We start from the raw sequence: 11,534 nt of genomic DNA on the forward strand, positions 1-11,534 counted from the left end.
TTCGACCACGAGTGTTCGGCAATCATGGACTCGGTCTGCTACACCCCAGGGCTGAGCCGAGCGGTCCAGCGCACCGTGTTCCGCCTGAAGATCAGCGGTGCTCAGGCGCCACTGACGCCATCGTGCACCGGGCCCTGCTTCTCTACCGTGTCAGGCGTTGCTGCTCCGTGCGAGGGTGGTCAGACCCGGCGCCGGGATTCCAGGCCGCAGTCGGTGAGGATCCGCATCGTGTTCTGCTCCACGGTGCCGTGCTCGTCGATGATCTCCTCCACCCCGCCGGGAAGCAGGTCACGCGGTCGCCACCAGTCCCGCAACTCGGCCTCACCGACCTTGCCTGCGATGGATTTGGTCGCGTGGCGCTCCAGCGTGACGTCGAAGGGGATGTCGAAGTAGTAGGCGCGCGTGATGCCCTGGTGGTCGCGCATGAGCGCCGTGAGCATGTCCCCGTAGCGGTCGGCGTACAGGATCCCCTCCACCACCACGTGGAACCCGTGGTCCAGGGCGTAGCGGGCCATCAGGTCGATGAGCCCGATGTTCGCACCGCCGGGCACATCGCGCTCGCGCAGCACGGTGCGGCGTACGTTGTCCTGTTCGATGATCGCGAGCCCCCGCCCGTACGCCGCCCGCAGCGACCGGGCAACGGTGGACTTGCCCGAAGCGGAGTTGCCCCGCAGCACCACCAGCGACGGCACAGCACGAACGCGCCGGTCAGGAGCGGCGTTCCCCCACGAGGTCATGGACGCGACCCTAGCTCAGACGCCGCCGTCTCAGGGCCGGAATCGGGCAGCCCCGGTCCTTCGACAGTGCTGTCGTGGAAATCCCCACCCGCCTCTCCCGGCCGGGCCGACCTGCCGGTGTGACGACCTCCGACCTCCCACGACACCGTCCGGGACGAAGCTCTGCGCGAGCGGAGGATCGAACGCCGGTGGGCCGTCAGCGCCCTACGCGCGCAGCCTGTGGCCGACGTCGTTCGCGCCAGTGGCAGGGCTTCGCTTCACATGCCCTTGAGGGCACCGTCCCGGGAGCGATCACCAGGCCGGTGCCGGAACCGCAGGTTCACCACTGCGCGAACCGCTGTTCCAACGTCTCCGACAGGAGCGCGTGTTCGACGTGCAGGGCCGCGGTCAGGAGTTCATGCACCCATATCCGGCCGACCTGCGGGTGAGTGCCGCCCTTGTTGCCGGTGAGCGCGTCGCCGATAGTGGCCAGGGCGACCTCGTCCAGATCTGAGAAGGCCTCCGAGATCTCCTGCGCCAGCGCGCGGGTCGGCCCGGGCCGACCCTCCAGGGTGTGTTCGACCAAGGGGCGTAGGAACTGCGCCAGATCGTAGTGGGGGTGGTGGAGGCTGATCGCCACCCAGGCGGCGGAGTGGTCGGTGCGGTTCAGCATGAGCAGGAGCGAGAGCATGGTGCGCGCTTCGGGGCGCAGTTCGTTCATGCCCCCTGGCTAGCGGACATCGGGTCGGCTGGAGCAGGTGATGGCCGATTGCGGCCATACCGTTTCCTCTCGCCTTCGGTGGAAGAGCTGGTGTTGTGTGTGCGGGACGTCCCGGACCGAGGTGGCATTCGATCCGGGGCGTCCCGATGCCGGTGGTGGGGTCGGTGGTGGACGCCGACCGCTGCCAGTACAGGACGCATGCGGTCCCCGTCGCGCTCGCGCCGACAGCAGCGCACTGACCGGGGTGTGGCCCGCGCGGCGAGCGATGACGGCGCCGATGCCGCCGATGTGCACGGTCACTGACACCGCCGGCAGCAGGGCGAGCACCTGGACGACGGACATGGGTTCCTCCCGGAGGGTGCGGGCCGATCACTCGGAACGCTCCCTGGCCGCTGGGATGTCCGTCAGCCGTAGCCTGTCAAGATGGACGAGCCCATGGCGGGCCGCTGGTGGGCGCCCTGCGCTGATGGTGTCCGGAAGCGCCGTTCCGGGCACCGGACGGCGAAGCGGGGCGGTGGTGGGCACACCCACCCGGGTCGGTGGTGCCGAGGGCTGCGCATCCCCACCGCCTACCTGGCGGGCGGCCGCCACCTGCCCGCCCAGGCCTTCGCTCGGGTCCACGTCGCCGACATCGCCCGCGCCCGCCGCGCGGACCCGGACACCGCCGGGACGCCGACGGCGAGTAGCCGTGCGGTCGGCCTTCGAGTCAGCGCTTGGTCCGGCCGCATACGCTTTCTTGATCGATCGATCCAGATAGGTTACGGTGAGGCCATGGCAAGGACCCGGGAGTTCGACACCGAAGCGGCCGTGGGCCGCGCCATGGAGCTGTTCTGGACGCGTGGCTACGAGGCGACCTCGGTGCGCGACCTGACCCGGCACCTGGGGATCGGGCAGGGGTCTCTGTACGCGGCGTTCGGCGGCAAGGACGGCCTGTATCGGGCCGCGCTGGAGCACTACCGCGCCACCCTCGCGGCGGATGCCCTGCGCGCTCTGGAGGAGGGGGCGGACGCCCGCACGGCGATCCGTGCGCTGCTGACGGAGCGGATCCGCATCGCCGTCGACCGCGGCGGCCAGGGCTGCCTGGCCGTCAACGCCGCCTGCGAGCGGCTGCCGCAGGACGCGGCGACCCGGCGCACCGTGCGCGACATGCAGGACGCGAGCCGGGAGGCGCTGGCCGAGGTGCTGCGGGCCGCGAGGGGCCGGGGCGAGATCGCCGAGCGCCACGACCCGCACACGGTCGCCGCCTTCCTGGTCACCTTCCTCAACGGCCTGCTGGTCTCCTCGAAGATCACCCCGGACCGCTCCCTCGAACCCCTCGTCGACGTCGCGCTGACCGCTCTCGACTGACGCGGCCCTCGCGGCCCGGGTCGGGCGTTGTCCCGTTCTACTCCACCGGCCCGTGCCAAGCGGCGACGAGATCATGGAAGCGTGGGAACCGGGCGCCGGGAACGGTCTCGCCACTGAACGTCTCGCCGTTGAGCCAGCAGATGTCGAAGGTGTCGTCCTCGGTGTCGAGTACGCAGCACACACCACCGGTGGCGGCGGTGAGGTCGGTGAACGCCGTCCTAACGCTCGCGGACCGCGCGAACATCCGGCTCATGCTCGAGCTGGCGGCTGTGAACTGCAGTGACGCGAAGTCCGGGTGCCATGCGGGGGAGAACCTGACGGTCAGGTAGATGTATCCGACCGGCACCCGTCCCTGCTCGTCGACCCTGTGGGAATCGTGGAGGAAGAACTCGCGCACCGTGTCGTCGACGCCGATGGCGATCGAGGTGTCCAGTTCGAGTGTGCCGTTCGCTGAACAGTCGACCGGTTCGCTCTTGAAGTTCGAGGTGAACGGCACGGTCACCTGTTCTCCGCCCGGCAGCGTCACCCGAAGCGGCGGTGTGTCGCGGTCCCGGGGGGCGAGCTCGGCCAGCCGGTTCAGTGCCTTCCCGACGTTTCGAGGCGGCATGAAGATCTCGTAGCTGTAGTTCAGTCCCATGCCGCCCTGCTCTCCCTGTCTGGAAAAGGCATCCTTCCATGATTCTGCGGGGCCGTTTCCAGCCGTGGCCCGCCCCGGCCACGGGGGCCTGCCCGCCGCCGGCGCGGGGTAGGCCCGTCCGGTGGGCGGCGCACTCGGTGCCCGCCAGGGAAGGAGATCCCTGTGCACCGATCCAAGAACGGCCCCGGCATCGGCAGCCGCGGGTTCGACCCGCTCGACCCGGTCCCGGTCCCCGAGCCGGAGCCGGTGGAGGAGAAGCCGGGCACCGAGCGCAAGCCCGCCTGAGGCCGCGCCCCGGTCCCGCCGACCCCGTGCGACGCGATGTCGCGCGAGGGCCGTTTTTGTGCTCTGCTTTGTGGCTAGGCAAGGTCTAGAACATGATGGGCCACTTGTCGCGGGTCAGAAACCCCGGCCCGGCCGCTGTACCGGTGGGCTGGGTTGCTTGTATACCGGACCCCGCATTGTCGCCTCGACAGCGGCCTGCAGGACCGCCAGGGCATCGTAAGGCTCCGCGCGCGGCAACGCCGCCCGCATTGACGCCTCCGGCTCAGTGATGGCGGACGGCGACGTCGAAGCGGGACCGGGGCCAGCTGTCCAGGGTGAAGACCGGGCACCGGAGAGAGCCTGACAGCAGGCCGTACAGGTAGTCGGTGGCGGTCACGGTATGGCGGGCCCAGACGGGGCTCCGGCAGCCGTCGGCGACCACCGCCCAACCGTCGGGGTCGCCGACGGCCTCCAGGTAGAGGTCGTTGCCGTTGTCGTCCGACCCCAGGATCAGCAGGTCGTCGATGACGACGTCCCAGTCCCCCTCGGCCTTGCGGACATCGGGCCGGCGCTGTTCGTGGCCGCCCCGGATCGCGATGGTGTCAGCCCTGTACACGTGCCTGAGATTCTCGTGGCGTTTCGCGGAGTACTCCAGGAGCCCCTGGTTGACACCGAAGCCGAACCGGTTGTCCACCTCCACGGTGTTGTGGCCGATCCGGGTGAAGAACTCGCGCAGATCGGAGGGCATCGGTAGGTCGGGTGGTGGACCGGCCGGCTCCGGAGAGCCGTTGGGGAATAGCAGGTCGATGAGTGCGTCAACGGCGGGCACGGGCCGTCCTCTCAGCCAGGGGATGGGGGCCGAGTGTCTCATCCAGCGAGGACGGTCGGGGTTCACGGAGTCGACGGCCGTTCGACCCAGAGGTCCCCAGCGAACCACCGCAGCGCCGCACGCAAGCGTTCGACCTGAAGGGGTGTGACCGCGCGGACCTGTCCTGCCCGGCACACGACCTTGCCGCCTTGATAGTCCTTCATCCACTTGTCGTCGCGCAGCGGCGGTCGGCCCCTGCGCGGCCAGACCACGACTCGTGCGCTTTTCCCTTCGCCGACCAAGCTGACCCGTGCCATGTCAGCCCACCGGCGCGGCGTGTCGGCTACGGAGAGTGCCACAGGCGTTAGCCCTTCAGTGGACAGGACCAGGGCGGGCCAGGCACCCGGAATCACAAAAATAGCGAGCAGAGCCAACAGAAGACCCAGGGCACCAAGGACGATGGCCACGAACAAAGCGAAGGGTAGTGCTTCCTCCGGAAAGATGATCACCCCCCTCGCGGCCAACAAGCCCAAGGCCACGCTAGAGATAGCGCAGATGAACAGGACGATCACGCAGACATCCAAGGCCCGCTCCAGGGATGGCTTGCCGGTGAAGACGACTTTTTCGACCACTTCCGGGGCGGACCTCGGCTTGGAGGGGAGGTCGAAGGCCAGTTTCACGGCCGCGCCCCCGGCCAACGCGATACGTTGCGAGGCCCCGTGGTCCTCCGTGCGCACTAGGAGCGAGCGCTGCTCGGGTGCGACGTGGAAGGCACCGGATGCGAACCGGGGGACCGTGCCCAGCACGGTGTCGCCCACCAACACCTCCATGGGGTGCGCGCTGAAGTTGCCGATCACCAGCTCGGCGTCCTTCGGCCCGGACGGGGCGCGGCCCGGGGCCGCCGGTGTCCGTGGCTCCTGGACCCGGGTGTAGGCGAGCGTGTACCGCGCCAGGACTTTGGTGATGTCCTCAGGCAACCACCGACCGCCCGTGTCGGAGGGGGAGGGGGCCGCGGCGGCCAAGGCCGTCAGCACTTCCCCTACCCCGGGCCGGGATGCGGGGTCCTTGGCCAGGCACGCCCGCACCAGGTCGACCAGGGGTCCGGGAACGCCGGCCAGGTCGGGCTCTTCCTGCACGAGACGGAACATGACCGCTAGCGGCGCTCCCTCTCCGAACGGGCTGCGGCCGGTGGCGGCGAAGGCGAGCACGCTCCCCAGGGAGAACACGTCCGAGGCCGGGCCGACCTTCTCGGCGCGGGCCTGCTCGGGGGACATGAACGCCGCGGTGCCCAGCACGGCGGAGGAGTGGGTGTGGGAGGTGGAGTCCAGGGCGCGGGCGATGCCGAAGTCGATCAGGCGCGGACCGTCGTGGGCCAGCAGGACGTTGCCGGGTTTGAGGTCGCGGTGCACCGGCTTCTGGGCGTGCACGGCCGCGAGTCCTTCGGCCAGGCCGGCGCCGAGCACGGCCACCGTCCGTTGGGGCAGGGGGCCGTGGTCGGTGACGGCGCGGTGCAGGGTGGGGCCGGGGATGTAGGCGGTGGCCGGCCAGGGTGGGTCGGCGTCGGTGTCGGCGTTCACGAGGGGGCGGTGTAGAACCCGCCGACCTTGCGGGCGGCGGCCACCTCGGCGGCGAACCGACGGCGGAAGCCGGGGTCCTGGGCCAGATCGGGGCGCACGACCTTGACCGCGACGGTGTGACCGCCAGGGGAGCGGCCCAGGAACACCTGGCCCATGCCGCCGCCCAGGCGGGCGTGCAGCGTATAGGGGCCGATACGGGGGGAGCCGCCGGGCAGGAGGGGATCGGCCATGGCACCGCTTCCAAAGGGGGTCCCGTCAGGGGACCGATGATCCCAGCAGGCCCCACCGACAGGGGCTTTCTTGCCGGAACCGGCCATTCGAGCTGCGGCGGTTCGACTCCGGTCTCCTTCTGGGGTGCTCAGCCGCGGGTTCGTCAGGGCCGCAGCCCGGGCCTGTACATCCTGACCGTCACTACCAGCCAGGATGCCTGAGCCCGCCCCGGGGCTGTGCTCCCACCGATGCGCGGCCCCGGCTCGGCCCAGTGTCGGTGGCCTGCGCGATCCTGGGGCCATGACCGACCGTACCGAGGCAGCTCTGTCCGCCGCCGCACCCTCCGCCGATGTCGAGCACCTGGCCGCTGTTCTCCGGCGGCGCCGCGAGGAGTTGGCCGGTGCGGCCGGGGTGCGGATCGGACGCGGCGAGGTCGTGCACCGACTGGAGGCGCACATGTGGGCGGGTGTGGAGATCCCCGCGGTCGGCTGCCACGCGGCGACCGACCCGCTCCGGCTGGTGGCGTCGAACGGGCCCATCACCTGCCGCCGGTGCCTGGGGCGCGGCCGCCAGGCGCAGGAGCAGGTGCTCGGCCAGATCGAGCTGCTGTGAGGATCCGCCCCGCACTTCCGGACGAACCGCCCGCCCTGGCGGTCGCCGCGGCCCGCGCAGGGTCCGCCTACATCCCGGACGGCGAGCCGGTCCTGGGCGCCGTCGACGACCACGACCGGGCCGTGGAGTGACTGTCGGGGACGCCGGCCGACGCCTACCCCGGGCCGAGGCTCCGTGTCCGCCACCGCACGGCTACGTCCAGGCCGTCGTCGTTGCTCCGGCCGTCCTTCGGCGGGGGTACGGGCACACGCTGCTGGTGGTGTATGCGAGCGATTCGTTTCGGTAACGGGACGACCGAATGGTCCAGGGCGGCCTCCCGGAACTCTGACCGATGGGCCTGCTGCCAACGGATGAGGGAGGAGGGGCCGCCGGGGCAGGGTTGTCTCGACCACTTCATGAGGGTGGTGGCCGCTTTGGAAGGGCGCCCTCGGCGGCCGCTGGGGTCCCAGGATCCGGAAAACCGACTCCGAAAAACGCAGGGCACACCACACCGTCTGTCAGGGAGATGGCCTGAAGAGGTCACTCCCGCCGCCCGTTCGGCCGGGCTTGGGTATATCGCGCAGATGGCGGGTTTCTTCAGGGTGCACGCGGACTATGTCGGGCGCGTGGGTGTCGAGGTGGGGATCTTCGTGGCGGTCGACCACCTCCGGCGGGCGGGGATGCTCTCGGAGGCAGAGGAGGACCTCTACTTCGACATCGACGACTGGTTCCGGGACGCCCTGCCCGTCCCGCCCCTGTACACGGACGGGAACACGCTGGGAGCGGTGACGTGGTTCCGGCGGTCCGTGCGAGCCCGGAGCGATTTCGTGGAGCGGATCGCCACTCTGAGGGGGATTCTCACGACTCATGGGGTGCCCCACCGGGAGAGCACCTCCGACGATCCGGGCCGCATCGTGTACGAGGACGACCACCAGGTCGGCGTCGTGCCCCCTGCCCGTCGGCCGGTCACCCCCCTTCCCTTCCCGCCCTTCCCGCCGGGGACCGTGTTGGGGCCGACGACCGCGGGCTCAAAGCGGCATCTGGCCCGGAAGGCGGCGCGGCCGGAGGAGGCCTGAACACTGCGCGGGGGGCGGGGCGGCGGGCGGTTCGGAGGGGCCTGCCGGGGCCCTCCACCGCGGTCGGGGGGCGTACACCGCCCGTCCGCGGGGAGGGCCCGGGAGCCGGGCAGGCGTCCGGCACGGGGATCACCAGTCGTCGAGCGAGCCGACGAGCATTGCGCCGGAGATCCCGCTGAAGAGGACGGTGACCAGGACCTTCGCGACGAGCTCGGCCCCGGTGGGCATGCCGTAGGCCAGGGCGTCCACCGCCATGACCACCGGCAGCAGGCCCATGAACATCCAGGCGAAGGCGCGGAAGCAGAGCATGAAGAACCCGTCCCACCAGCCGAACAGCCCCCACAGCAGGATTCCGAGGCCGAGGAAGGCCAGGTACGACCAGGCCATGAGCCTCCCGCCGGACTCCGGCAGGAACCACTCCGCGCCGCCCGCCACCTCCACGCCGACGACCTCCCCCTGCCAGAGCCGCAGCGTGGCCGGCTGCCCCTCCTCGGCCTCGGAGTAGAAGGCCGAGGACACGTCGCGGGTCTGGTGGGAACCGTCGGCCCGCCGCCAGGTGACCTCGTAGTGGGTGGTCCTGGTCGTGCTGGTGTGGGTGTGGCCGTTGGCGTCGGTGTACGTCGACGTGGAGGTCGTGGTGTAGGTGTGCCGGCCGACGATGGTGGCCGCCTCGCTGTCGAAGCAGTCGTCCGTACCCCTCTCGCACGCCACGGCCGCGCGGAACTGCCGGGTCTGCTGGTACGGTCCGGCGGCGCCGAACAGCGCCGCCGCGAGCACGCCCAGGCCGAGCACGACCACCACCACCCGTCCGAGGACGGGCGTGTGGGCCGGTGAGCGGCGCAGCGGAAGACGGAACCGGTGAAGCCTCATTGCACCATCCCTACGATCACCTGTGAGGGGGGCGGTGGATCGCCGATCCGTTGATGCCCGCTCGCGGTCCGCGGAATCCCTCCCGCCGGGGCGCCCCGGGGCCTCCGGACCCGGTCCTAGCGCAGGCCCGCCAGGGCCAGCTGGGCCGCGGACGCGTCCACCGGCCGGGAGACGTCGAGGCCGGTGGCGTCGGCGAACCTGCGCAGGCGGTTGATGACCGTGTTGCGGTGGCAGAACATCCGCTGCGCGACCTCGGTGACCGAGCCGGTCCTGAAGTAGTTCTCGACCGTCTCGATCTGGAGGTTCCTCTCCCGCTCGGAGAACCCCTCGAGCGCCTCCCCGACGTCCTTGGAGAAGGCCTCGGCGACCGGGCCCAGGCGCGTGCCCGCCAGCCGGGTCCAGTGGCTCCCGACCGTCGCCGCCGCGCCCTCCCGCGCCCACGGCGCCAGCTCGCAGGCGATCCGCCACATCGGGGCGATCTCCCCGAGGCCGCGGGCGCTCGGCGAGATCCCGACGGGGCTCCGTGCCAGCTCGGCCCCGGCGGCGCCCGTGGCCTCCGCCGTGGGGACGAGGGCGAACTCGACCCCGTCCGAACGGAGCGGGACCGCTCCGGGCAGGACCGCGCCGATCCGGTCCCTGAAGCCGCGCGCGTGGTCCCCGTTGGCCACCACGACGATGTGGACGCCGTCGGCGCGCAGCCCCAGGGCCTGCGCCGCCTGCGCGTGCAGGCGCGCGTCCGAGCCGGAACCGCTCAGCAGGTGCCGCAGGAGGAACGCGTGCTCCAGCTCCAGTTCGGCGCGCACCCGCGCGATCTCGTCGGTGTACCCGGTCTGCACGTGCGTCGTGTGCACCTCCACCGCCTCCCAGATGGAGATGACGTCCTCGGAGAAGGCGGGGAAGTCGGACTCGGGGACGTGGGCGCGCATCGCCTCCCACAGGAAGCGGAAGTCCATGCGCACGGCGCGCAGCAGCGACTCCAGGGGGATCCCGCGGCGGGCGCGCGAGCGCCCCACCTCGACCGAGTGGGCCCGCAGCTCCTCGTAGCGGTCCCGGCCCCGCAGGAGTTCCAGCAGGAGTTCGAGCGTGGCCCGGGCCGTGCCGTACAGCTCCGTGTCGTCGATGACGGTCTCGGCGTAGCCGGTGAGCTCGCGGACCCTGCGGACGTAGGCCCCGGCAATGGAGTCGAGCTCCGCCAGACACGCCCCCGCGACGCGGGGGACGACACCCGACTGTTCGGATTTGTGCATGTGCACATTTTAGAGGGGATTCCCGTGGTGATCTGCGCTTGTCGGGGTGCGTTCCTTCCAAGACGATGATCGGTATCACACCTGGTCGTTCATGTTCCGTCCGACCGGTGCACATCTCCCGGAGGATCACATGTCACGACCCGACCCCGCCGTGCCCGCGCGAGGGCCGAAGGTGAACGCGGCCGACGCTGGACGGATCGCCTTCGCCGCCTTCGTCGGGACCGCACTGGAGTGGTACGACTACTTCCTGTTCGGCACGGCCGCCGCCCTGGTCTTCAACCGCCTGTTCTTCACCGACCTGGACCCGAGCGCGGGGCTCATGGCGTCCCTGGCGACCTTCGGCGTGGGCTTCGCCGCCCGGCCGATCGGTGCGCTGATCTTCGGCTACGTCGGCGACCGCTACGGCCGGCGGCCCGCCCTGCTGACGACCATCGTCATGATCGGCTGTGCCACCGGGCTCATCGGGGTGATCCCCGACTACCTCGCGATCGGGATCGCCGCGCCGCTCCTGCTCGCGGTCCTGCGGCTCCTCCAGGGGCTGGCCGTGGGCGGCGAATGGGGCGGTGCCATCACCATCGCCATCGAGCACGCCCCCGAGCGCCAGCGCGCCCGTTACGCCGCCCTGGTCCAGGTCGGGTCCCCGGTCGGCACGCTCATCTCCTCCGCCGCCTTCGCGGCCGTGCTGCTGCTGCCCGCGGCCGAGTTCGACGCCTGGGGATGGCGCCTGCCGTTCCTCGCGGCCTTCCCGCTGCTCGGCATCGCCCTGTACATCCGCCTCAAGGTGGAGGAGTCCCCGGTCTTCCAGGAGCTCGTGGAGATGGAGGACCGCGCCAAGGTGCCCGCCCTGGCCCTGTTCCGCGAGGCCGGGGGCCGCCTGGCCGTGGCGGTCGCCGCCGCGCTGCTGGGGGTCGGCGGGTTCTACATGATGACGACCTTCGTGGTCTCCTACGCCTCCACCGTCCTGGAGGTCGACCGCCAGGTGGCCGTGAACGCGACCCTGGTCGCCGCCGTCCTCCAGATCGCGACGACCCTGGTCGCCGGGCGCGTGGCCGAGCGCTTCGGCCCGGGCCGGATGACGGTGATCGGCGCCGTGGCCACGGGCGCGGCCGCCTTCCCCCTCTTCTGGCTCATCGACACGGGCGCCCCCTGGGCGATCACCGTCGCGGTGGCCACCGGCATCTGCCTCATCACCCTGGCCTACGCCGTCACCGGCACCCTGCTGGCCGACCTCTTCCCGCCCCGGCTCCGCTACAGCGGCGTCTCCCTGGGCTACAACCTGGCCGGAACCCTCAGCGGGTTCCTCCCGCTCATCGCCACCGCCCTCCTGGCCGTGGACGACGGCGCGTCCTGGCCCGCGGTCCTGGTCCTGATCGGCATCTGCGCCGTCACCGCCCTCGGCGGCGCGGCCGGCGAGCGCATCCGGGCCAAGGACATCCGCGCAGCGGCGGACGCGCGCACCGCGGCGTGAAG

General features: G+C 71.2%; 14 protein-coding genes. 6 read left to right on the top strand and 8 right to left on the bottom strand.

Annotation, left to right across the window (positions count from 1 at the left end):
* Positions 1–179 precede the first annotated feature (179 nt).
* Entirely contained in the window at positions 180–737 is a 558-nt protein-coding gene (locus tag K1J57_RS22175; protein WP_220560529.1) for an AAA family ATPase, read from the bottom strand.
* A 319-nt stretch (positions 738–1,056) separates the two neighbouring features.
* Positions 1,057–1,437, bottom strand: a complete 381-nt coding sequence (locus K1J57_RS22180) for a hypothetical protein (RefSeq protein ID WP_220560531.1) — start codon at positions 1,435–1,437, stop codon at positions 1,057–1,059.
* 771 nt (positions 1,438–2,208) lie between these two features.
* On the opposite strand from K1J57_RS22180, the gene K1J57_RS22185 reads away from it, so the two are divergent.
* Positions 2,209–2,784, top strand: a complete 576-nt coding sequence (locus K1J57_RS22185; protein ID WP_220560532.1) for a TetR/AcrR family transcriptional regulator — start codon at positions 2,209–2,211, stop codon at positions 2,782–2,784.
* 37 nt (positions 2,785–2,821) lie between these two features.
* On the opposite strand, the gene K1J57_RS22190 is transcribed toward K1J57_RS22185, so the two are convergent.
* Complete coding sequence (locus K1J57_RS22190) at positions 2,822–3,421, bottom strand: hypothetical protein (protein WP_220560533.1); 600 nt, start codon at positions 3,419–3,421, stop codon at positions 2,822–2,824.
* A 162-nt stretch (positions 3,422–3,583) separates the two neighbouring features.
* On the opposite strand from K1J57_RS22190, the gene K1J57_RS33600 reads away from it, so the two are divergent.
* A complete protein-coding gene (locus tag K1J57_RS33600; RefSeq protein ID WP_255646496.1) occupies positions 3,584–3,706 on the top strand; it encodes a hypothetical protein in 123 nt (40 codons plus the stop codon).
* A gap of 262 nt (positions 3,707–3,968) precedes the next feature.
* Here the strand turns inward: K1J57_RS33600 and K1J57_RS22195 are convergent, their stop codons facing one another.
* From K1J57_RS22195 to K1J57_RS33605, 3 genes are all read right to left on the bottom strand, one after another.
* Positions 3,969–4,433, bottom strand: a complete 465-nt coding sequence (locus tag K1J57_RS22195; protein WP_255646497.1) for a hypothetical protein — start codon at positions 4,431–4,433, stop codon at positions 3,969–3,971.
* A 143-nt stretch (positions 4,434–4,576) separates the two neighbouring features.
* Positions 4,577–6,070: a serine/threonine-protein kinase gene (locus K1J57_RS22200; protein ID WP_255646498.1), complete on the bottom strand. Its 1,494-nt coding sequence runs from the start codon at positions 6,068–6,070 to the stop codon at positions 4,577–4,579.
* On the bottom strand, positions 6,067–6,300 hold the full coding sequence (locus tag K1J57_RS33605) for a hypothetical protein (protein WP_255646499.1): 234 nt from the start codon (positions 6,298–6,300) through the stop codon (positions 6,067–6,069). Before K1J57_RS33605 ends, K1J57_RS22200 begins: the two co-directional genes overlap by 4 nt.
* A 280-nt stretch (positions 6,301–6,580) precedes the next feature.
* On the opposite strand from K1J57_RS33605, the gene K1J57_RS22205 reads away from it, so the two are divergent.
* From K1J57_RS22205 to K1J57_RS22210, 3 genes are all read left to right on the top strand, one after another.
* The gene (locus K1J57_RS22205; RefSeq protein WP_220560535.1) at positions 6,581–6,892 is read left to right on the top strand and encodes a 2-C-methyl-D-erythritol 2,4-cyclodiphosphate synthase; all 312 of its coding nucleotides are present in this window, start codon (positions 6,581–6,583) and stop codon (positions 6,890–6,892) included.
* Positions 6,889–7,023 (top strand): hypothetical protein, encoded by a 135-nt coding sequence (locus K1J57_RS33610; RefSeq protein WP_255646500.1) that lies wholly within the window; start codon positions 6,889–6,891, stop codon positions 7,021–7,023. Before K1J57_RS22205 ends, K1J57_RS33610 begins: the two co-directional genes overlap by 4 nt.
* 432 nt (positions 7,024–7,455) lie before the next feature.
* The gene (locus tag K1J57_RS22210) at positions 7,456–7,947 is read left to right on the top strand and encodes a hypothetical protein (protein WP_220560536.1); all 492 of its coding nucleotides are present in this window, start codon (positions 7,456–7,458) and stop codon (positions 7,945–7,947) included.
* A gap of 129 nt (positions 7,948–8,076) precedes the next feature.
* Here the strand turns inward: K1J57_RS22210 and K1J57_RS22215 are convergent, their stop codons facing one another.
* Positions 8,077–8,817 carry a hypothetical protein gene (locus K1J57_RS22215; protein WP_220560537.1) on the bottom strand — a complete coding sequence of 247 codons (741 nt, stop codon included), beginning with the start codon at positions 8,815–8,817 and terminating at the stop codon, positions 8,077–8,079.
* 116 nt (positions 8,818–8,933) lie between these two features.
* Positions 8,934–10,064 carry a CdaR family transcriptional regulator gene (locus K1J57_RS22220; protein ID WP_220560538.1) on the bottom strand — a complete coding sequence of 377 codons (1,131 nt, stop codon included), beginning with the start codon at positions 10,062–10,064 and terminating at the stop codon, positions 8,934–8,936.
* Positions 10,065–10,194: 130 nt separating this feature from the next.
* Here K1J57_RS22220 and K1J57_RS22225 point away from each other — a divergent pair, with 130 nt between their 5' ends.
* Positions 10,195–11,532, top strand: a complete 1,338-nt coding sequence (locus K1J57_RS22225) for an MFS transporter (RefSeq protein WP_220560539.1) — start codon at positions 10,195–10,197, stop codon at positions 11,530–11,532.
* The last annotated feature ends 2 nt before the right edge of the window (positions 11,533–11,534 follow it).

Origin of the sequence: Nocardiopsis sp. MT53 (assembly GCF_019598965.1) — a bacterium.
GTDB lineage: Bacteria > Actinomycetota > Actinomycetes > Streptosporangiales > Streptosporangiaceae > Nocardiopsis > Nocardiopsis changdeensis.